Below are 20678 nucleotides of genomic sequence, written 5' to 3' on the forward strand. Positions count from 1 at the left end.
GATAGACCTACCGGTGGTCGCTCGCCCGCGCCCGGAGTTCTCGGCTCACGACCCACGCCGCAAGTAACCAGATACCCACCTCGATGAAGAAGGAGCGACTCCACAGGTAGTACCAGACGAACTCGCCGGGCGGAATCGCGAGGGGCGTCGGCGGCTCGATGAGGGGCCATCCGAGGAAGTACGCGTCCGTCGGCCGGCCGTTGACGACGATGTGGAGCGCGTCGGCAGCGAGATGCGAGGCCCACCCGACGGCGAGCACGAGCCACCGACCCCCGCGGAGCGCGAGGACGACGAACACGGGCGCGAGCAGCGCCGTGTGCCCGACGGTGTGGAACAGGTCCACCAGCCCCGCTGAGGCGAGCGGCTTGTCCACGAGGTCGGGGAGCGCGGCTCCGATGACGGCGGCGACGACGGAGAGGCCGCGCGCTCGCGCGAGCAGCCACGCAATCACGAGGTGGGTGGCAAACAGCACGACCGTCTCAGTCCCCGCCCGTAGTCCCGACGAGCGCGTCCACGTCGGCGTGTGTCTCCAGCAGGTCGCGCACGACGGCGACGGTCTCCTCGTTCTGCGTTCGGCCGCCGCTGATGATTGTCTCGGCGCGCTCGACCGTCGTGAGCGTGTCGCCCGGGACGGAGAGCACGGGCGTGTTCGACTCCTCGGCCTTGCCGAGCACCGACCCCGAAGGCTGGTGGCCGCCGGTGAGGACGAGACACCGGACGCTGTTGGCCTCGATGGCCGCCGTTGCGATGTCAGCGCGGTCGCCCCCGGTGATGACGGCCGTGTCGCGCGACCGCCGGAAGTGCCGGAGCGCGGCCTCGGCACCCATCGCGCCGACGGCGAACCGCTGGACGAGCACGTCTTGGTTCCCCTCGACGAGCGTGTCGGCACCGAGTTCGTCCGCCAGCTCCGCGACGGTGACGCCAGTCAGTTCGGGGGCGACGGGGAGAATACCGAACACCGGGACGTCGCGGGTAGAGAGATACGGCACCACGTCGGACTCGACGGCGTCGTAGGTGGCGTCGTCGACGCGGTTGAACACGACGCCGGCGAGCCGGTCGCCGATGTCCTCGATTGCGGCGAGTACGTCGTCGATGTCGCCCGGCTCGGTGTACTCGGCGACGAGCACCACGTCGGCGTCGAGGAGTTCGGCCACTTCTGGGTCGGTCAGACCGACAACCCCACCTGTACGCACGTTCCCGCCCCCCTCGATGAACATCCGGTCGGTTCCCTCGGCGAGCCCCTTGTACGCCTCGCGGATGCGGTCGTTGAGCTCCGTGGTGTCCTCGCGGCCGCGGATGGCCCCCTCGATGAACGTGGGCGAGTAGACGACCGGCTCCATCTCGTGCATCTCGGCGTCCGTCCCGAGGACGGCGCGCGCGAGCATCGGGTCCTCGTCGAGCGTCTTGCCGACGACGCTCTGGAGGCGCGTCCCCTTCGGCTTCATGTAGCCGACCGATTGGCCCCGGTCGGCGGCGATGCGGGCAAGGGCGACGGTGATCGCGGTCTTGCCGGTGCGTTCGGCTGTTGCTGTGACGAGTAACGGGTTCATTGGAGTTGCTCGGGGTCGACGGTGAGTCGCAGGTCGACGGCCCGGACCCCGTCGGGCGTCGCGACCAGTGGGTTCACGTCCAGTTCCACGATGCTCGGGAAGTCGGCCACCAGCTGGGAGACGCGCCGAATCGCGTCGACGGTCGCGTCCAGATCGACGGGCGTGCGACCGCGCGCGCCGCGCAACAGCGGCGCGGCGTCGATGTCGGCGGTCATCTGTTCGGCCTCGCCCGCGGCGACCGGCGCGAGCCGGAAGGTGGTGTCTTCGAGCACCTCCACGAAGACGCCGCCCAGCCCGAACATGACGAGCGGGCCGAACTGCGGGTCGCGGTGGCTCCCGACGATTGTCTCGACCCCGTCGTCGAGGTCGAGCATCTCCTGCACCTGCACGCCGAGAATCCGGGCGTCCGGCTGGTAGCTCCTCGCGCGGCTCACCAAATCCTCGTACGTGTCCGCAACGTCGGCGGCCGAGACGCCGACCCTGACGCCGCCGATGTCGGACTTGTGGAGGATATCCGGCGAGACGATTTTCATCACCACGTCGCCGTCGATGCGAGCAGCGACCTCGGCGGCGGCGGTCGGGTCGTCCACGACCTCGCCCTCCGGCGTGGGAATCCCGTAGGCGTCGAACAGCTCCATCGCCTCGACGCCGAGACGGTTGTCGCCCCGCTCTTCCACCTGCGAGAGAATCTCGCGGACGCGCTCGCGGTCGGCGTCGATTGGTTCGGGGGCCTCGTAGCGTCGCCCCCGGATGTCGCGGTACTCGGCGAGCGCCTCCAGTCCGGCGACCGCGCGGGCGGGGTCGAAGTAGGAGGGAATCGACCGCTCGCGAAAGGTCTCGCGGGCGGGCGCGAGCGTCTCGCCGCCCATCAGACAGACGGCGACCGGCACGTCGTGGGCTGTCGCGGTGTCGGCGACTGCGTCACCGAGCGCAGCGAAGTCCAGCGTAGCGGTCGGGGCGGTGATGACGACCGCCGACCCAACGTCGCCGTCTGCGAGGGTCGTGTCGAGGGCGGTCTGGAGTCGGCCGACGTCGGCGTCACCGATTACGTCGACCGGATTGTACACGTTCGCCTCAGCGGGCATCGTCCCCTGCAGGTCGGAGATGGTCGCGTCGGAGAAGGAGGCGAGCCGGAGGCGGTCGGCGTCGCCGACGGCGTCGGTCGCCATCACGCCCGGACCGCCGGCGTTGGTGACGACGGCCACGCCGTCGGAGTCGGGAACGAGGCCGCCGGCGAGCGCGCGGGCGCTGTCGAACAGCTCCTGCACGGAAGTCGCACGGAGCACGCCCGCCGCGTCCAGTCCGGCCTCGTAGGCGCTGTCCGCGCCGGCAATCGCACCCGTGTGTGAGGAGGCGGCCTGCGCGCCGGCGTCGGTCCGGCCCGACTTCACAACGACGACCGGGGTGTCGGGCGTCGTCTCGCGGGCCGCCGCCACGAAGCCCCGCCCGTCGACGACGCTCTCCAGGTAGCCGACGATAACGTCCGTGTCGGAGTCGTCTCCCCACGCCCGGACGAAGTCCGTCTCGTCGAGGACGCTCTTGTTGCCCAGCGAGACGATATCGTTGAAGCCGAGACCCGCTTCGAGCGCCCAGTCGACGACGGCGGTGACGAACGCGCCCGACTGGCTCATGAACGAGACGTTGCCCGCGGGCGGAAGCGCCGGGCCGAAGGTGGCGTTCATCGACAGCGAGGTCGCCATCACGCCGAGGCTGTTGGGGCCGACGAGCGCCATGTCGTAGGCTTCGGCCGTCTCCCGGAGGTCACGTTCGCGGGCCGCACCGTCGGCTCCTGTTTCGCCGAAGCCGGCCGTCAGGACGACGACGTTGTCGACGCCGGCCTCGCCACACTCCTCGATAACGTCGAGCACGTAGTCGGGCGGGACGGCGACGACGGCCACGTCGGCGTCCGCCTCGGCGACGCCATCGAGACACGGCTCGCCGAGCACCGTCTCGCGGCGCGGATTCACCGGGAGCGTGGTGCCGGCGTAGCTGTCGAGGAGATTCTCGGTGACGGCTCTGCCGACGGACCCCTCGCGTTCCGTCGCGCCGACGACGGCGACGCGGTCGGGGTCGAACAGCCCGGCAACGTCGGCCGACCCCTCGGTCATCGCACACCTCGGTCGCGAGACGCGAGCGCGGTCGTACGTATCGTGTGTATCATCCTCGAAGGGAGTTGGCACCCGCGACACAAGAAGCTACACCCGGTGGCGTTCGTGCGGGTCGAGCGATTACGGGAACAGTCCGCGCATCTCGTGGGCGCTGCCGACGCGTTCGAGCGCGACGATGTAGGCCGCGGTCCGGAGGTCCGGCGCGTCGCGGGCCGCGTAGGCGTCGAGCGTCTCGTCGAAGGCGCGCGCCAGCCGGGTTTCGAGGTCGTCGTTCACCTGTTCGAGGTCCCACGAGTACTGCTGGGAGTTCTGGACCCACTCCAGATACGAGACGATGACGCCGCCCGCGTTCGCGAGGATGTCGGGGACGACCGGGATGTCGCGCTCGCGGAGGATCATGTCGGCGTCGAAGGTCGTCGGACCGTTCGCGGCCTCGACGATGGCGTCGGCGCGGATGTCCTCGGCCACGTCGGGCGTGATGACGTTCTCGATGGCGGCGGGGATGAGCGCGTCCACGTCGAGCCGGAGCAGGTCGCCGTTGGTGATTTGGTCGGCGTCGTCGTAGCCGTTCGGCTCGTCCTCGTAGCCGGCCATCACGCCGTTCTCGGAGATGTACTGCTCGATGGCCATCACGTCGAGACCGTCGGGGTCGTGGAGCGCGCCGGACACGTCGGAGACAGCCACGATATTCGCACCCATCGAGGAGAGCAGTCGGGCGGTGACGGAGCCGACGTTTCCGAATCCCTGCACGGCGATGGTGGCGTCTTCGAGTCGGCGGTCGAAGAAGTCGAACGCCCGGCGGGTGGTGACGGCGACGCCACGACCGGTCGCCTCGACGCGGCCCGCGGTGCCGCCGACCTCGATGGGTTTGCCCGTCACCACGTCGGGGATGACGTAGCCGCCGTACATCGAGTAGGTGTCCATCATCCACGCCATCTCCTGTCCGCCGGTGTTGATGTCCGGGGCCGGCACGTCCATGTCGGGACCAATCATCCGGCGAATCCCCTCGGTGTAGCGGCGGGTGAGACTCTCCACCTCGCGGTCGGACATGTCGTTCGGGTCGACGACGACCCCGCCCTTCGCGCCGCCGTACGGGAGGTCGACGAGCGCGGTCTTCCACGTCATCCAGCCGGCGAGGGCCGTCACCTCGTCCTGCGTGACGCTGGGGTGATAGCGGACGCCGCCCTTGAACGGGCCGCGCGCGGAGTCGAACTGACACCGATACCCCTCGTACACCTCGACGCTCCCGTCGTCGCGCTCGATGGGAAGCGTCACCTTCAGCGTGCGCTCGGGGTGTTTGAGTCGCTCGAACACGCCGGCGTCGATGTCGGCGTACGGCTCGGCGTTGTCCATCTGGGCGAGCATGTTGCCCAGTGCGTCCTCTGCCATACGCCCCCGTGACGGCCGTCGTATTTAAGCCATGTTACTTCGGCCGAGTCGCGACAAAACTTGCGAGGCTACTCGCCCTCGAAGGCGCGAGGGAGCGTCTCCACGAGGTCACTCGCCGTGAGGCCCGCGCCGTGAGACTCGTGGAGGATATCGCCCGCCCGACCGTTAGCGTACGCGCCGACGGCCGCAGCGTCGCGGGGTCGGAGCAGGCAGGCGAGCGCGCCGACCGTCCCGGCGAGCACGTCACCGGTCCCGCCGACGGTCATGCCGGGGTTGCCGGTCCGGTTGCGGCGGGTGCGCTCGCCGTCTGAAATCACGTCCTCGGCCCCCTTCACGAGGAGCGTGTGGCCCACCTCGGCCGCGAACGATTCGACCAGCGCAGCCCGGCGTTCGGGGTCGTCGGCCGTCTCGCCACCCATCGCGCGGAGTTCGCCCTGGTGTGGCGTACAGACGAGCGTGGCGTCGGTCTCGACCTCGGGGACGACCTGCAAGGCGTCGGCATCAACGACCGCGGTTCCGTCGTACTGTTCGAGGAAGGAGCCGACGGCATCGAGGGTGTCGTCGTGGTCACCCAGTCCCGGCCCGAAGACGACGGTGTCGTGCTCGCGCGCACGGGGCAGAATCTCGTCGACGTGGGCGGGGGCGAGCCGCGTCCCGTCGTAGCCGTGGACGATGAGGTCCTCCGCGTACCCCTGTACGTCGCTCGCAATCGCGTCCGGGCAGGCGACGCGCACGAGGTCGGCCCCGGCCCGGAGGGCGGCCTGTGCGGCGAGTGCTGGCGCACCGGTGTAGGGACCGCCGCCGACGACGAGCACCTCGCCGTGGTCGCCCTTGTGCGAGTCGGGGAGCCGGGAGAGCCGAAGCAGGTCGCCGCTGGCGACGAACGTCTCTGCGGCGGCCGGAATTCCGATGTCGGCGACCGTCACGTCGGCGTCGAGATCGGCGAGACCGGGCTTGGTGTCGTGGAAGGTGACGACCGACTCGGCGTCGACTGCGACCCCCGCAGCGGCACCCGTGTCGGTATCGACGCCGGAAGGCGTATCGACCGCCAGTACGGGCGCGTCGGCGTCGTTGAGCGCGCGTGCGACTGTGGCCTCCGGCTCGCGGAGCGCACCGGTCACGCCAGTCCCGAGCATCGCGTCGACGGCGAGTGCCGGCGAACCGAGGTCGAAGTCGCGCGAGTCGGTGACGACGCGCGTGTCGATATCCGTCTGTTCGAGCGCGTCCCAGTTCTCGCGGGCGATGTCGGTGGTGATGGTCTCGGGGCGACCGAGCAGGTGGACGGTCACGTCGCGCGTCCGCAGGAACCGCGCGGCGACGAGGGCGTCACCGCCGTTGTTGCCGCGGCCACAGACGAGCGCGACGCCGTCGCCCTCGTCGGTTCGGGCACGCACCTCGCGCGCGACCGCGTTCCCGGACGACTCCATCAGCTGTTTGCGCGGGACGCCGAGCGCCTCGCTGTTCGCGTCCACGACGGCTATCTCGTCGCTCGTAATCATACCGGTGACTTCGACAGCCGAGGAGTAAAAGCCAGGCGTCAGCGCCGAATCGCGAAGCCGTCTTCGCCCTCGGGGTCGGTGTACTCGACGGTCACGTCCTCGACGCGGGCCTGTGGACTCCCCTCGTGACACCACTCGACCATCGCCGCCACCTGCTCGCGTGGCCCCTCGAAGACGGCCTCGACGCGCCCGTCGTCGAGATTCTCGACCCAGCCGTCGACGCCGCGTTCGCGGGCGGCGTCGCGGGTGGTCGCGCGGTAGAAGACGCCCTGTACCCGACCGGAGACGAAGACGTGTGCGCGGGTTCGGTCCTCGCTCATGGGGATGGATACGCTGGGCGAAAGGAAAACGTCGGGGCTATTCGAGCGAGTCGAACAAGCTGACGACGCGGCGCTCGACTTCGTCGCGGATCGCGGCGACTTCCTCGGGGGATTTGCCGTCGGGGTCGTCGAGCGCCCAGTCGTGGCTCTCGACGCCGTCGGGGAGCGTGAGCGTCGAACAGCCCATCGTCGCGACGACGGTCGAGCGGGCGAGTTCCTCGTCGGTGATGGCCCGTGGCGTCCGGTCCGAGAGGTCGATACCGACCTCGCGCATCGCGTCGATTACCTCCGCGTGGACGGAGTCGGCGGGACGTGTGCCACCAGTTACGATGTCGTAGTCGAGGGCGCGGCGGTCGCGCTCGCGCTCGGCGAAGGCGGTGGCCATCTGCGAGCGGCCGGCGTTCTGGACACAGACGAAGGCGAGTGTCGTGGTCATGATTGTGAGAGATTCGACGTGTTACGCCAGTCGAGACGGCGTTGGAAGGCGAGCGCGACGTTGACGAGCGCGAGCAGGACGGGCACCTCAATGAGCGGGCCGACGACGGTCGCGAAGGCGACGCCGGAGCCGACACCGAACACCGCGACCGCGACCGCAATCGCGAGTTCGAAGTTGTTGGAGGCGGCGGTGAAGCCGATGGCCGTCGTCGTCTCGTAGTCCGCGCCGGCGGATTTCCCCATCGCGAAGCTCACGAGGAACATCACGACGAAGTAGACCGTGAGCGGGACCGCGAGCAGGAGCACGTCGCCCGGCGTCGCGAGGATGCGGCCGCCCTGCGTGGCGAACATCACGACGACGGTGAACAGGAGCGCGATCAGCGTGAGCGGGTCGATACGCGGCACGACCGTCTGCTCGTACCACTCCGTGCTCTTGGCGCGCGTGCCGACGTAGCGACTCAGGAAGCCAGCGGCGAAGGGAATCCCGAGGAAGACGGCGATGGCCTCGATGACCTGTCGCGGCGAGACGGCGAAGCTGTCGATTTGGGTCGCGAGTGCGTCGAGCCCCAACAGCGAGGGCGCGACGAGCGCGAACAGCCAGACGTAGACGCCGTAGGTGAGAATCTGAAAGAGGCTGTTGAACGCGACGAGCCCGGTGACGTACTCGGTGGAGCCGTCGGCGAGCTCGTTCCAGACGAGCACCATCGCGATACACCGCGCCATCCCGATGAACACCAAGCCGAGGAAGTACTCCGGGCGGGCGGGCAGTCCGGGCACGACGCCGCCGAAGAAGACGACCGCCAGCCCGAACATCAGCGTCGGCCCGATGAGCCAGTTCTGGACGAGACTCAAGCTGAGGACGCGCCAGTTCGAAAAGACCGCGCGCAGTTTGCCGTACTCCGCTTTCGCGAGCGGCGGATACATCATCAGGATGAGTCCGATCTCGACCAGTCGGAACCGTTCGATGGGGGCGGTCACGTCGGGCGCGAGCGCACCGAGTCCGACGCCGACCGCCATCGCGCCGAGAATCCAGACGGAGAGATACTTGTCGAGGAAATCCATCGAGCGCGGGTCGCCACAGGCCTCACAGCCGCAGTTCGGCCCGTGCTCGTGGACCTCACTCATCGATGGTCCCGTCGAGGACGGTCACGAGTGCGACCGCCCGGGTCGTCGCCCGGTAGTGTTTCCAGCGACCGTCGGTCCGGCTCGCGACGAGTCCGGCGTCAGTCAGCTTCGAGAGAGCGTGACTCAGCCCGCTCTCGGAGATATCTGAGAGATGATTCAACTCACAGACACAGAGTTCACCGTCGGCGGCCACGAGTGCACGCACCAGTCGGTAGCGCGTCTCGTTGGCTAACGCAGAGAGCACGTCGAGCCCCTGTAACCCACCGCCGAGCGATTCCAACTCCTCGAGTCGCTGCTGTACGTCCTCGTCGCGACACGAACCGAGTTCGTCTTCGAGATACCGGCCGAGCCGGTCTGCGGACTGTGCCATCAGTACAGTTGAGAACCCGTTCAACTGTAAGCGTTGCGCGTCTGTGGCGACTACGGAGTCGCACATAGCCACACGGAGTCAAAGGGAGGCCCAGAGCGGCTACTCGCCGCCGGTGCGGAGATAGAAGAACACGTAGGTCTGTGCGTAGCCGGCGTAGCGGTCGCCGAACTGTCGGCGAATCTTCCGGGAGGTGTCGGCGTAGTTGTCGCCGTCACAGTCGGGGTAGTACTCCTCGATTGCCGTCTGAATCCACGTGTCGAGGGGGACGGCTTCGAGGAAGTCGAGCGAAAAGAGGAGCACGCAGTCTGCGACCTTGTCCCCGACGCCGACGAACTGGGTGAGATACTCGCGTGCGGCCTCGTAGTCGAGGTCGCGCGCGTGTGCGGGGTCAGCTTCCCCGGTGGCGACCATCTCCGCCGTGCGCTGAACGTACGGCGCACGGTAGCCGAGCGAGAGGTCACGGAGGTCGGCTTCCGTGGCCGCAGCGAGCTGGTCGGGCGTCGGGAACGCGAAGTAGGTGTCGCCGTCGAAGGTGACCCGCTCCCCGTACTGCTGTGCGAGTCGCATGCACATCCCGTGGATGCGTTCGACGCGCATCTGTGCCGAGCAGATGAAGGAGACGAGACACGGGAACGGCGGGTCGCGCACGAGTCGCATCCCGCGATACTCTGTAAAGGCTCGCTCCAACAGCGGGAGGTCGGGACAGTCGTCGATGATGGCGTCGAGGTCGTCGTCCAGTCGGAGCAGACGGGTGAGGTACGCAGGTGCCTCGGGCGTGGACGCCTCCCACTCGACGTGATCGTCAAGCTGGCGGACTCGTATTACCTGCGGCTCGTCGGTGTCGGTGAACGTTGCCGGCAGTACGGTGTGATACCACGCGTCGCTCCCCCACGCGTGGTCGTCTTCGAACATGCCGTCGTCGGCGCGGTCCCAGAGATACGTTTGGCCCGACTCGACGGTCGCCTGCATGTCGAAGCCGCCCGGAAGCTCGGCGACAGAAATCGTCCCCTCGTGCATACCCGCAGTGGGTGGCGCGCGCGCTTTGTGGTTGCGATAGCGGTCGCTGTCGGGCGGGGTGGCCTGTGGACCCTGGCGTCCGAGGAGTTAGTCGGCGGCTGCCGGCGTCGGCTGCTGGGTCTGTTCGTCCTCCATACCGTCGGTCAGTTCGTCTGCGAGTGCAAACACTGCCCGCTTGTGGTCGGTCTTCGATTTGTGGATAGATGTCGGCCGCACGCCGAGAGAAGCGTAGTCGTCGTGTTCGATGGTGGTGTCTGAAAGCTCTTCGTAGTGGGTTCGTACCTCCGCGAGAAGCCCGTGGAGGTGAATCAGCTCCTGCTTTTTCATGGACAACCACCGCTTACGCTTGGAGGGTTATATTATTATCCTGAGAACGTGTACCACACATTCGTGTATATCGGCAGCTACCGGCAATAACGGCCGTCTTCCGGGGACGGAGATGACGAACGGCTTTTGCGCGGCCGGCTACACCCTCGGGTATGAGCTACGACGACCATCTCGACCGCGCGCTGGAAGAGACGGACGCAAGCAGCAGTGCGAGTCGCTTCTCGCTGCCGGACCCGTCGCTGCGCGCCGACGGCAACTTCACGCTCTTGGAGAATCTCAACGACATCGTGACCCGGCTCAACCGCGACACCGACCACGTCGTGAAGTATCTCCAGACGGAGCTCGGCACCGCGGCGAGTCTCGACGACGGCCGGGTTCGGCTGACCGGCTCGTTCAAAGAGTCACGCGTGCGCGAGGCGCTGGAGGCGTACGCCGACGACTTCGTCATCTGTCCGGAGTGTAACCTCCCGGATACGAAGCTCGTCGAGGAAAACGGAACGACGTACAGACAGTGTGAGGCCTGCGGTGAGCGGACGCGCGCCGAAAGTTAGAGCGTCTGCATCGTTTCGAGGTCGCGTTCGGTACGGGCGAACTCGGAAAGACGGTTCTCGGCGTTACAGTCCGGACAGTAGAACGTCTCGGACGGGTCCGGCAGGTCGTTGGGCGACTCCTCCCAGCTCTTCTCGCAGTCGGGACACAGCAGCCGGACGTAGGTTTCGACCATATCCGAGCCACGACGGCCGCCGGTGAAAAACTTTGGAACTCCTTTACGCGGTCGCGACGCCCTCGGCCTCCAGCAGCTCCTTGTAGCGGTTGCGGATGGTGACCTCGGAAATGTTGGCGACCTCCGACACCTCCGACTGTGTCACCTTCTCGTTGGTGAGCAGCGCGGCCGCGTACACTGCGGCGGCGGCGAGTCCAACGGGGGACTTGCCCGAGAGCATGCCGTCCTCGCGGGCCGCTTCGATGAGCTCGCGGGCGCGAATCTCGGCCTCGTCCGAGAGGTCGAGGTCGGAGGCGAACCGGGGAACGTAGCTCTCCGGATTCGCCGGCGCGACCTCCAGCCCGAGTTCGCGCACGACGTAGCGGTAGGTGCGCGTCAGCTCCATCTTGTCGATGCGCGACACCGAGTGTACCTCGTCGAGGCTGCGGGGGACACCGGCCTGTCGCGCGGCGGCGTAGACGGCCGCGGTCGCGACGCCCTCGATGGAGCGACCGGGCAGCAGGTCCTCGTTGAGCGCGCGGCGATAGATGACGGAGGCGGTCTCGCGGACGTTCTCCGGCAGGCCAAGCGCCGAGGCCATGCGGTCGATTTCACCGAGCGCCTGCTTGAGGTTACGCTCCTTGGAGTCGCGGGTGCGGAACCGCTCGTTCCAGGTGCGAAGCCGCTGCATCTTCTGGCGCTGGCGATTGGACAGGGAGTTGCCGTAGGCGTCTTTGTCCTGCCAGCCGATGTTCGTCGACAGCCCCTTGTCGTGCATCATGTTCGTCGTCGGTGCGCCGACGCGGGACTTCTGGTCGCGCTCCGCGGAGTCGAACGCGCGCCACTCCGGGCCGCGGTCGATATTCGTGTCGTCGACGACGAGCCCGCAGTCGCCACAGACGGTCTCGCCGTGTTCCGCGTCGCTCTCCAGGCGGCCGCCACACTCCGGACACGTCAGCTCGGACTCCTGTTCGCTCTCGTTTTCGTCTTCGTCGGTCGTCTCCGTCTCGGTTCCTCGGTACGTGCGAATTTGTGAGTTACTCATGATAGGGTTGGAAAACTCAGCGGGCCAGAGAGGTGGAGAGAGGTAGATGGCCGGTGCCCGCTTGCTAACTGTTAGTTAGTTAGCCTAGTATATAAAGATTGTGCCAGCAGCTGCTCAATTCCCCCGTATACGGCGGTTCTCGTCGTGCGAACCCCGGAGAGGGACTGGAGAAACGCCCGTTTCGGGTAATCGATACTGAAAAACGCTTCTATCTACTTCATGTCCGACGGCAGGGTGACGGCGGCGTAGACGATGATGCCGAGCGTCACGAGACCGAAGACGGCGGAGTCGATGGTCCACGACTGGGCGATGCCGTACAGACCGTAGGTGGCTGCACCGAGCACGGTGACGGCGACGGCGTGTTTCCACCGGAGCTTGATTGCGCGAAGCACGGGGTTCGGTTCGACGTACTGGGTCTCGTTGGCGTTACTCTGTGACATACTCGCTTGTCCGCGTGGGGGGACGTAACTGTTGTGGGAACACGCTCATAAGCGGTGCCGACCTGCCGGAGATATGGCCGACGAGAACGCACCGTGGTCGAGCCGGCTCGTCTCACTGTACCCCTCGCGCAAGCCACCAGAGCCACAGCTCGACACTGCGGGGGAACGGGGCGTGCTCCGCGACCGCATCCTCGCTGCGGGGTTCGACGCGCTCGTCTGTTTCGCCGTCATCGAAGCCCCGCTCCTGTGGGTCCTCGACGTGGTCTCGGCAGGCCAGTTCGGCGAGTCGGCCCTGTTTTGGGTCGTCGCCGTCGCCGGGCTGCTCCCGCTCGTGAGCACGTACGCGTTCGCCTTCGAGTGGCAGTACTCCCGTACCCCGGGGAAGGTGTGGCAGCGACTCATCACCGTCTCCGACGACGGGACGCCGTGTACGCTGTTCGCGAGCGCGCTCCGGAACCTCGCGCGCTATCTCGATTATCTGGGCGTGCCGCCGCTGGCGCTGGGCGTGGCGATTGCGGCGTTCGACGACGAGGGAAAACGAGTCGGCGACCGTATGGCAGAGACGGTCGTCGTCAGGTCACGATAGCTGCGTCTTGTTGCGGACGGCGGTGGAGCTACCGATCTGCTCGCCGGAGTCCGCGTCGAACAGCATGATGTTCTTGTTGTCGAGTTCCAGCCCGTACTCCTGTTTGTCACCGACGAAGTCGGGGTGGGTGACGACCGTGATCTCGCCGAACGGCGTGTCGAAGAAGCTGTGTGTCGCGTCGCCGAGCGGCTCATCCAGCTTGTGGGATGCCTGAATCCCGGCGTCCGAGTCGTCGACTACCTCGATATACTGGGGGCGGATACCGACGCGCACCGACCGGCCGTCGTAGCGGTCGAGCAGGCCGTCAGGGCGCGTGATATCGTAGCTGTGCTCGCCGACTTCGACCGACGCGCCGCCGTCGAGCGAGACGGTGGCGTCGAAGAACTGCGCGGTCGGCTGCCCGATGAAGCTCGCGACGAACTCGCTCTTCGGGTCGTCGTACACCTTCTTCGGCGGGCCGACCTGTTCGAGGTTGCCGTCGTTCATGACGGCGACGCGGTCCGAGAGCGTCATCGCCTCCTCCTGGTCGTGGGTGACGTACAGGACGGGACAGCCAATCTGGTCGGTGACCTCCTCCACGATGGGCCGGAGCTCTCGCTTCAGCTTCGCGTCGAGGTCGCTCATCGGCTCGTCGAACAGGAAGACGGTCGGGTCACGCACGAGCGAGCGCCCGAGCGCGACGCGCTGTTGTTGCCCGCCGGAGAGGCTGGCCGGACTCTTGTCCAACTGCTCTGTGATCTGAAGCAGCTCAGCGGCGTCGTCCACCTTCTTGTACCGCTCTTGTTTGGACTCGCCGGCGATTTTCAGCCCGTACGCCATGTTGTCGCGCACGCTCATGTGCGGATACAGGGCGATGTCCTGAAACAGCAGGGCGATGTCGCGCTGCTGTGGCGGCAGGTCGGTCACGTCGTGGTTGTCGAACGTGATAGTGCCGCCGGAAGGGGTGTCGAGCCCGGAGACGCACCGGAGCGTCGTGGTCTTGCCACAGCCGGACGGGCCGACGAGCGTGATGAACTCGTCGTCGTGGATTGTGAGGTCGATACCATCGACGGCGACGACTGCGTCGCTGCCGTCGCCGAACACGCGGGAAACGTTGTCGAGTGTGACTGTCATAGTGAGCGAATCTGGAAGCCTTTCAGTAGGTAACTCTGCAGGAAGTACGCGAACAGGAGCGGCGGAATCGTCGTCAGCATGGAGACGGCCATCACCTGCCCCCACGGCGCGCCGTAGCCCGTGTTGATGAGCTGGAGCAGGCCGGGAGCGAACGTCATCTGCTGTTGTTCCGGCAGCAGGATGGACGCGAAGGTGTAGTCGTTCCACGCGAGCGCGAACGCGAACAGCGCCGACGCGATAATCGCCGGCTGCGTCTGTGGAATGACCACGTCACGGAAGCCGCGCCACCGGCTCGCACCGGCGACCCACGCGGATTCCTCCATCGCCTCCGGAATCGTCTGGATGTACTTCCACATCAGCCAGACGGAGAAGGGCATGGAAATCGCCGTCAGCGCGACGATGAGTCCCACGCGCGTCCCCAGTAGTCCGAGGTTCCGCCAGATGAGATACAGCGGCAGTCCGAGCACGATGGGGCTGAACATGTAGCCGAACAGGAGGAACCGTGCGAAGTTCTCCTTGTGGCCGAACTCTAATCGCGCCAGCCCGTAGCCGGCGATGAGCGAGACGATGACGACCAGCACAATCGTGCCGAGCGTCACGACGACGCTGTTGAAGATGAACGTCCCCACGGAACTCCCGATGAGGTCGGTGTAATACTCAAGCGTGAACGTCTCCCCGGTCGGAAGCCACGAGACCGCCTCGCGCCCGCTGCGCGTCTTCAGCGAACTCTGGAGCATCCAGTAGATGGGGAACATGATGAGGACGAAGAAGAACGCCGCGCTGAGCGAGAGCAACAGCTGATACAGCGTGTCCGCCGTCCGGAAGTCGAGCCCGAAGATCCCGCGGATGGAATCCGGGTCGAGTCCGCTCTCGTCGGGTGTGTCGGTGCTCATGTCTCCACCTCACTGCTCGGGTTGAACGCCTTGAAGTAGGCGATGCCGCCGATGGCGAGGAAGACGAACATCACGACTGCGAGCGCGTTCGCCAGCCCGAGGTTGAAGTTCTGGAACCCTTCGATGTACGCCAACACCGGGAGGGTGGTCGTTGCACTACCGGGACCGCCCTGCGTCAGCGTCCAGATGAGATCGAACTTGTTGAACATGAAGATAGACCGGAGCAGCACCGCAACGAGGATGACGCCCTGAATCCGGGGGAGCGTCACGTCACGGAACATCTCCCACTTGTTCGCGCCACACACGCGTGCGGCCTCGTAGAACCGCGACGGAATCGAGCGCAGCTGCGCGAGCGTGAAGATGGTGATGAACACCGAGAACTTCCACGTCCCGATGAGAATCAACAGCGGCATCGCCAGCGAGCGCTGGCCGAGCGGCGCGTCGTTCGGACTCCACAGCCCGAGCAAGTTCGCGCCGAGTTCCTGAATCACGCCGAAGGACGGCGAGAGCATGAACGTCGCGAGCAGCGTCACCACGATGGTCGGAATTAGGTACGACGTGAACACGACCGCCGTGATGAGCCGCTGGGCGCGGTTGATTCGGTTGAGCGTCATCGCCATCCACAGCCCGACGATGAGCTGGAGGATGGTGCTGCCGACCATGAACACGACACCACGGATGAGGGAATCCCAGAATCGGTCGATCTGGAACACCTCAACGTAGTTTTGGAGACCGACGAACGGCCACGTCTGTGCGGCGAGCGACACCTCGTGCAGCGAGGTGTACACTGCATACCCCACCGGGATGATTGAGATGACTAGATACAGCAGGATAACCGGCAGAATCGACAGAAAGCCGACGTGCCGTTCCGTGAGCGGGAGCTGTGAGAGCGAGAAGCCGCGCTGGTCGCCGGTCTTGACCTCACTCGCCATGTGACCACCTCCGCGCTGACAGAGCTACCTGCGTCATCGATCGAATGCTTCTCGGGCCTCTTCCATGAGTCGTTCTGCTTCACCCTTTCCGTACTCGTAGGCTTCCTGCGGGGTGCTGCTTCCGGTAACGACGTCGTTCACCATCTCAGCCTGGTGGAACGAGCGGAAGTAGTAGACGCCAATCGGGCTGTTAGCCAGCACGCCCGGCTCATCGTTGCGACCGTACGCGGTCGGGAAGATGTCGTTGGCAACCTTCCGCATCTGTTCGAGCGTCTGTGGGTACTCCTGGAACTGCTGATAGCTGCCGAACTCCTCGCTGTCGACGACATCCGAGAAGGCCGGGAGGAATCGGCCCGGCTCTGTCTCGTACATATTGCGACCACGAGTCTCGTCCTGGCCGTAACAGTACGAGAGGAAGTCACGGCCACCCTCCGTCATGTCTGCGGAGTCGAAGAGGTGGTGGCCGTCCATCGTCGGGTTCTCAAGCAGCGTGTCCTCGCGAGCGATGCCGCCCTCCTCCCAGAGCGGGAGAATCTCGACGCCCGTGTTGTTGACGATAGCATCAACGCCAGCGCCGGCTGCCGCACTAACCGGCCACGCGTTGAGGTGGTACTGCTGTGCGAAGCTTCCGCTGACCCAGTTCTGGATGGAGCTACCCCAGCCGAGCGAGGTCGGGTCGTAGGAGTACTCTGCGAGTTCACCCATGAACTCAAGCAGTCGGACGATGGTGTCCTCGTTCTCCTCGTAGAGAAGCTCAACCTCGGCCTCCGCGAGATTGTCCGCGTCGGGGTTGACGAATCCGAGTTCGGAAGCACCCATCAGCCCGAGATACGTCTGGAACTCGTCGTGTGCCTTGCCGGTTCGCTGGCCGGCGAGCCCGAAGCCGCGCACGTCCATGTCCGACTCGTCGATGACGCGGGCGTTCTCCAGCATCTCCTGGAAGTTCGTCGGCACCTCCAGCCCGAGCTGGTCGTACACGTCGGTGCGGTAGAGGAACGTGCCCACGTACGCGCCGTGTGGCAGCTCGTAGTAGGTATCCGTTTCGTCCTCGCGCTGGATGCTGTACGGGCTCCCGATGAGTTCACCGTTCAGCTCCTCTGCCTGCTCGACCACGTCGCCGACATCGGCGAAGTACCCCTCCGCGAAGAAGTCGCCGACCTGCTCGAACGTCGAGGAGTTCATCTCCGGCGGGTTGCCGGCCTGCACGAGCCGGCCGAGCTCGCTCTCCTGATTGCCGGAGAAGCCGGAGTAGCGGACGTTGACGGTCGTCCCGTCCTCGTTTTGGGACTCGAAGTCGGGGACGAGCTCGTCCTCCCACTTCGTCTGCCACGCTTCGTTGCTGTAGTCGGTGATGAACAGCACTTCACCGCCGACTTCGCTGCTTCCACCGTCACCGCCACCGTCACCGTCGCCACCACCGCTTCCGTTGCCGCCACCGCCGTTGCCGTTACCGCCGCTCGAACAACCGGCGAGTGCTGCTGCGCTCATCGCCCCGGCCGCCGACAGCGCCTTCCGGCGACTCAGCGACCATTCCTCGTCGATGTCGTCAGGGACGACATCCATGTCGTTATCTGCCATAGTCGTTCATCTGTGCTAATTCAACCATGATAAATCTACTGGCCATTCACTGCCATGTTCAATTATTTTGTTACCAACGTACGCTGAAAATAGTACATACGTTTCCGCTGGTTAGTTCGACGGGGGAATGTATTAAACTGTGAATAGGTGACCGTCGGTCGGCACGTCGAACAAACCGATGCGCGCGCCCGCGTCAAGCCACGCGTGCCCGTACGAGAAGGCGGCGAGCGCGTTGACGGGGTCGTCGTTCGCGCGGAAGTGCTGTCCGTCGTCCAGATACGACTCGGCCATCTCCAGACACTCCTCTGCGGCCTCGTACAGCGGCGAGTCGGGACGAGCAGCGACGGTCGCCGCCTCCAGCGCCTCGGCCAGTAGCTCCCCGTAGCGGTCCATCTTCTCCTCTAGGTCGGCTGGCATACCCGCGCTTGCGTCCGTACCCGTTTGATGGTTCGTACTTCGCTGGCGCAAGCTAATTGTGACTCCACCGGCTACCCGTAGTATGACCGAATCACCCGAACACCGGCGGCTCATCGTCGCCGGCACCGGTATCGCCGGCCTGAGCGCCGCCATCTACGCCGCCCGTTCGAACAACGACCCGCTCGTTCTCGAAGGGGTCGAACCCGGCGGCCAGCTCACCCTCACGACCGACGTGGCGAACTATCCGGGGTTCCCGGAGGGCATCGCCGGCCCAGACCTCGTGAACAACATGAAAGAACAGGCCACGCAGTTCGGGGCCGAGATTGACCACGGCGTCGTCGTGGACGTCGACGACTCCACGCGACCCTTCGAGGTCGAACTGCGCGACGGGACCCGCTACACCTGTGACGCGTTCATCGCCGCCTCGGGTGCGAGTGCCCGCACGCTCGGCGTCCCCGGGGAAGACGAACTCATGGGCTACGGGCTCTCGACGTGTGCCACCTGTGACGGCGCGTTCTTCCGCGACGAGGAGATGCTGGTCGTCGGAGGCGGCGACGCCGCGATGGAGGAGGCCAGCTTCCTGACGAAGTTCGCCTCCACGGTCCACATCGCCCACCGTCGCGAGGAGTTCCGCGCCGAGGACTACTGGATCGACCGCGTGAACGAGCAGGTCGAAGCGGGCGACATCGAGATTCACCGCAACACCGAGCTGCTGGAAATCCACGGCTCCCCCGAAGAGGGTGTCGACCACGTCACCCTTGCGGAACACCCCGAGGGCCACCCCTCCGAGAAGCTAGACGACCCCGACACCCGGACCTACGACTTCGACGTGGGCGCGGTGTTCTACGCCATCGGTCACACCCCGAACGCCGAGTATCTCGACGGGACGGACGTACAGACCGACGAGGAGGGGTACATCATCACGCAGGGTGGCCGCGGCGGCGGTCAGACCGCGACCGACGTGGACGGCATCTTCGGTGCCGGCGACGTGGTGGACTTCCACTACCAGCAGGCCGCGACCGCCGGCGGCATGGGCGTGAAGGCGGCCCTCGACGCCGACGACTACCTCGAAGACGAGGCGCGGGCAGCAGCCGGCAGTGAACTCGAGGCGGCGGCAGACGACGATTAGACCCACGTCGGAGTTCCGAACCCACAGGGTCAAGGGTCGCGCACGCGAGACATCGGTATGGTAGACAACACGGTCGAACTGACGCTATCGGGTCCGGACGGCGACGACGAACTCACGCTTCCCGCGCCCCTCATCGACATGTTCTCCGAGAACGACGAGTCGGCCGCTGAGGTCGTCGGCGACCTCGCGATGATCAACGCCGCCCAGCAGATTCACGCCGCGACGGCACACGGGCAGGGCGAGCCGTCCGAGGAGCTGGAGGCCGTCGAGTCGCTCCTGATGAGCCAGTTCGAAGAGCGGTTCGGCCAGACGTTCGGCGAGATGACCGGCCACCAGCACTGAACCGCAGTCGCCACAGTTTCTTTGTCACCGTCCGCGACCGACGGGTATGGATATCGAGCCGGGACACGTCGAGGTCGCACAGCGGACCTTCACCGAGGCGGACGTGCAGACGTTCGCCGAGGTGAGCCGCGACCGCGGCGACCACCACCTCGAACGCGACGACGAGGGGCGACTGCTCGTCCACGGGCTGTTGACGGCGACGCTCGCCACCGAAATCGGCGGCCGGTTCACCGTGCTCGCGCGACGGATGAGCTACCAGTTCCGGCGGCCGGTGTACGCCGGCGAGACGATACGGTGTGAGACGGAGTTCACGACCGTCGAGGAGCGTTCCGACGGCCGGACGGAGGTCGTCGCGGAGGCGACGTTCACGCGCGAGCGCGACGGCGCGGTCGTGGTGACCGGCTCGTTCGACGGGGTCGTCTGAGCGGGCGAGGTACCGCAGGAGTCAAATCCTCCCGCTCGCAATGGACGGTAATGGGACGAATCGAGCGGAAGGTCGACGAACTGCTCCGAGAGGACGCGTCGATGCGCGAGCCGCTGGAGTTTCTCCTCGACCACGACGGCCCGATAACGTGGGGAGAGGCCTCCGAGGAGATGTCGAGCGGTGAGTGGGGGCGACTCATCGAGAAAGGCGTCCTGACGGACGCCGGCGAAGGGTTCGAACTCGCCGACGCCGAAGAGGTCGAAGCCGGCTTGGCCGAAGACACCGAAAGCGACGACGGCGACGGCGTCGACCACGACTCCTCGTGGTCACAGTACGACAAGCTGGCCGGCGTCGCGGCGGTCTCGATGATGGCCGGCTACGCCATCACGCCGATCGGAAACGCGGTCGGAAGCACGCTCGACCTCGTGCTCGGCCCGATTCAGGCTGCGCTTCCCTTCTACGGCGTCATCCTCGTGTTAGCCGTCCTGACGGGACTCGTCACCTCGCTGCTGCAGGCGAACCTGATGGACACCGAGGTGATGGCACAGTACCAAGAGCAGATGAAGTCGATGCAACAGCGCCGCAAGGACGCACAGGAGCGGGGCGACGACGAGGAGCTCGAACGCATCCAGGAAGAGCAGATGGAGGCGATGGGCGACAACATCGGGATGTTCAAAGAGCAGTTCCGCCCGATGGTGTGGATTATGCTCGTCACGATTCCGGTGTTCCTGTGGATGTACTGGATGGTCCGCAACGGGCAGGTCACCGGTGCCGGCGTGACGATGCCGCTGCTCGGTGAGCGAGGCTGGACGGAGGGTGCACTCGGGCCGCTCCGGACGTGGATCCTCTGGTACTTCCTCTGCTCGATGAGCTTCAATCAGCTCATCCGGAAGTCGCTGAACCTCCAGACCACGCCCGACACCTCGTAAGCGGGTC

At 66.1% G+C, this 20678-nt stretch carries 25 protein-coding genes; 6 read left to right on the forward strand and 19 right to left on the reverse strand.

The genetic code is table 11. The annotated features are described in order from the left end of the window. Positions 1 to 7 precede the first annotated feature (7 nt). The 11 genes from DM818_RS02175 to DM818_RS02225 all read right to left on the reverse strand — a co-directional run bounded on the left by DM818_RS02175 (position 8) and on the right by DM818_RS02225 (position 10140). A complete protein-coding gene (locus DM818_RS02175) occupies positions 8 to 472 on the reverse strand; it encodes a metal-dependent hydrolase (protein WP_153952248.1) in 465 nt (154 codons plus the stop codon). A gap of 7 nt (positions 473 to 479) precedes the next feature. Continuing rightward, a complete protein-coding gene (locus DM818_RS02180; protein WP_153952249.1) occupies positions 480 to 1550 on the reverse strand; it encodes a phosphotransacetylase family protein in 1071 nt (356 codons plus the stop codon). Beyond that, positions 1547 to 3658, reverse strand: coding sequence for an acetate--CoA ligase family protein (locus DM818_RS02185; protein WP_153952250.1), 2112 nt, complete (start codon positions 3656 to 3658; stop codon positions 1547 to 1549). The genes DM818_RS02180 and DM818_RS02185 overlap by 4 nt, the downstream gene beginning before the upstream one ends. 120 nt (positions 3659 to 3778) lie before the next feature. After that, complete coding sequence (locus tag DM818_RS02190; protein WP_075938294.1) at positions 3779 to 5047, reverse strand: Glu/Leu/Phe/Val family dehydrogenase; 1269 nt, start codon at positions 5045 to 5047, stop codon at positions 3779 to 3781. 68 nt (positions 5048 to 5115) lie between these two features. Then, positions 5116 to 6546, reverse strand: a complete 1431-nt coding sequence (locus DM818_RS02195) for an NAD(P)H-hydrate dehydratase (RefSeq protein WP_123123917.1) — start codon at positions 6544 to 6546, stop codon at positions 5116 to 5118. A gap of 38 nt (positions 6547 to 6584) precedes the next feature. Further along, complete coding sequence (locus DM818_RS02200) at positions 6585 to 6866, reverse strand: acylphosphatase (protein WP_123123916.1); 282 nt, start codon at positions 6864 to 6866, stop codon at positions 6585 to 6587. A gap of 37 nt (positions 6867 to 6903) precedes the next feature. Next, entirely contained in the window at positions 6904 to 7302 is a 399-nt protein-coding gene (locus DM818_RS02205) for an arsenate-mycothiol transferase ArsC (RefSeq protein ID WP_153952251.1), read from the reverse strand. Further along, on the reverse strand, positions 7299 to 8426 hold the full coding sequence (gene arsB, locus DM818_RS02210) for an ACR3 family arsenite efflux transporter (RefSeq protein WP_123123915.1): 1128 nt from the start codon (positions 8424 to 8426) through the stop codon (positions 7299 to 7301). The genes DM818_RS02205 and arsB overlap by 4 nt, the downstream gene beginning before the upstream one ends. Continuing rightward, on the reverse strand, positions 8419 to 8796 hold the full coding sequence (locus DM818_RS02215; RefSeq protein WP_153952252.1) for an ArsR/SmtB family transcription factor: 378 nt from the start codon (positions 8794 to 8796) through the stop codon (positions 8419 to 8421). The genes arsB and DM818_RS02215 overlap by 8 nt, the downstream gene beginning before the upstream one ends. Positions 8797 to 8895: 99 nt before the next feature. Continuing rightward, positions 8896 to 9813, reverse strand: coding sequence for a DNA-3-methyladenine glycosylase family protein (locus tag DM818_RS02220; protein ID WP_153952253.1), 918 nt, complete (start codon positions 9811 to 9813; stop codon positions 8896 to 8898). 87 nt (positions 9814 to 9900) lie between these two features. Further along, complete coding sequence (locus DM818_RS02225; RefSeq protein ID WP_075938287.1) at positions 9901 to 10140, reverse strand: UPF0058 family protein; 240 nt, start codon at positions 10138 to 10140, stop codon at positions 9901 to 9903. A 152-nt stretch (positions 10141 to 10292) separates the two neighbouring features. Between DM818_RS02225 and DM818_RS02230 the strand changes: the two genes are divergently transcribed. Further along, on the forward strand, positions 10293 to 10691 hold the full coding sequence (locus DM818_RS02230; protein ID WP_075938286.1) for a translation initiation factor IF-2 subunit beta: 399 nt from the start codon (positions 10293 to 10295) through the stop codon (positions 10689 to 10691). Here DM818_RS02230 and DM818_RS14880 read toward each other — a convergent pair. The 3 genes from DM818_RS14880 to DM818_RS02240 all read right to left on the reverse strand — a co-directional run bounded on the left by DM818_RS14880 (position 10688) and on the right by DM818_RS02240 (position 12328). Further along, the gene (locus DM818_RS14880; RefSeq protein ID WP_172977275.1) at positions 10688 to 10864 is read right to left on the reverse strand and encodes a DUF7836 family putative zinc-binding protein; all 177 of its coding nucleotides are present in this window, start codon (positions 10862 to 10864) and stop codon (positions 10688 to 10690) included. The two genes, DM818_RS02230 and DM818_RS14880, sit on opposite strands and share 4 nt — an antisense overlap. Before the next feature lie 43 nt (positions 10865 to 10907). Then, positions 10908 to 11888 (reverse strand): transcription initiation factor IIB, encoded by a 981-nt coding sequence (locus DM818_RS02235; RefSeq protein ID WP_075938285.1) that lies wholly within the window; start codon positions 11886 to 11888, stop codon positions 10908 to 10910. A 212-nt stretch (positions 11889 to 12100) separates the two neighbouring features. Continuing rightward, on the reverse strand, positions 12101 to 12328 hold the full coding sequence (locus tag DM818_RS02240) for a hypothetical protein (protein WP_075938284.1): 228 nt from the start codon (positions 12326 to 12328) through the stop codon (positions 12101 to 12103). 73 nt (positions 12329 to 12401) lie between these two features. Here DM818_RS02240 and DM818_RS02245 point away from each other — a divergent pair, with 73 nt between their 5' ends. Beyond that, on the forward strand, positions 12402 to 12914 hold the full coding sequence (locus tag DM818_RS02245; protein ID WP_123123913.1) for an RDD family protein: 513 nt from the start codon (positions 12402 to 12404) through the stop codon (positions 12912 to 12914). Here the strand turns inward: DM818_RS02245 and DM818_RS02250 are convergent. The 5 genes from DM818_RS02250 to DM818_RS02270 form a co-directional block, all read right to left on the reverse strand. Continuing rightward, complete coding sequence (locus tag DM818_RS02250) at positions 12906 to 14027, reverse strand: ABC transporter ATP-binding protein (RefSeq protein ID WP_075938283.1); 1122 nt, start codon at positions 14025 to 14027, stop codon at positions 12906 to 12908. The two genes, DM818_RS02245 and DM818_RS02250, sit on opposite strands and share 9 nt — an antisense overlap. Continuing rightward, positions 14024 to 14920, reverse strand: coding sequence for a carbohydrate ABC transporter permease (locus DM818_RS02255; RefSeq protein WP_075938282.1), 897 nt, complete (start codon positions 14918 to 14920; stop codon positions 14024 to 14026). Before DM818_RS02255 ends, DM818_RS02250 begins: the two co-directional genes overlap by 4 nt. Then, on the reverse strand, positions 14917 to 15852 hold the full coding sequence (locus DM818_RS02260) for a carbohydrate ABC transporter permease (RefSeq protein ID WP_153952254.1): 936 nt from the start codon (positions 15850 to 15852) through the stop codon (positions 14917 to 14919). Before DM818_RS02260 ends, DM818_RS02255 begins: the two co-directional genes overlap by 4 nt. Positions 15853 to 15885: 33 nt before the next feature. Continuing rightward, complete coding sequence (locus tag DM818_RS02265; RefSeq protein ID WP_153952255.1) at positions 15886 to 17430, reverse strand: ABC transporter substrate-binding protein; 1545 nt, start codon at positions 17428 to 17430, stop codon at positions 15886 to 15888. Positions 17431 to 17562: 132 nt separating this feature from the next. Beyond that, positions 17563 to 17847 (reverse strand): DUF357 domain-containing protein, encoded by a 285-nt coding sequence (locus tag DM818_RS02270; protein ID WP_075938280.1) that lies wholly within the window; start codon positions 17845 to 17847, stop codon positions 17563 to 17565. Between the two features lie 82 nt (positions 17848 to 17929). Here DM818_RS02270 and DM818_RS02275 point away from each other — a divergent pair, with 82 nt between their 5' ends. Genes DM818_RS02275 through DM818_RS02290 form a run of 4 tightly spaced genes read left to right on the forward strand, consistent with a single transcriptional unit; the run spans position 17930 to position 20671 of the window. After that, entirely contained in the window at positions 17930 to 18976 is a 1047-nt protein-coding gene (locus DM818_RS02275; protein ID WP_075938279.1) for an NAD(P)/FAD-dependent oxidoreductase, read from the forward strand. A gap of 57 nt (positions 18977 to 19033) precedes the next feature. Continuing rightward, positions 19034 to 19318 (forward strand): DUF7545 family protein, encoded by a 285-nt coding sequence (locus tag DM818_RS02280; RefSeq protein ID WP_075938278.1) that lies wholly within the window; start codon positions 19034 to 19036, stop codon positions 19316 to 19318. A 46-nt stretch (positions 19319 to 19364) separates the two neighbouring features. Then, entirely contained in the window at positions 19365 to 19742 is a 378-nt protein-coding gene (locus DM818_RS02285; RefSeq protein ID WP_075938277.1) for an FAS1-like dehydratase domain-containing protein, read from the forward strand. A gap of 50 nt (positions 19743 to 19792) precedes the next feature. After that, complete coding sequence (locus DM818_RS02290) at positions 19793 to 20671, forward strand: DUF106 domain-containing protein (RefSeq protein ID WP_075938276.1); 879 nt, start codon at positions 19793 to 19795, stop codon at positions 20669 to 20671. The last annotated feature ends 7 nt before the right edge of the window (positions 20672 to 20678 follow it).

The organism is Halosegnis longus, assembly GCF_009663395.1.
Classification (GTDB): Archaea; Halobacteriota; Halobacteria; order Halobacteriales; family Haloarculaceae; genus Halosegnis; species Halosegnis longus.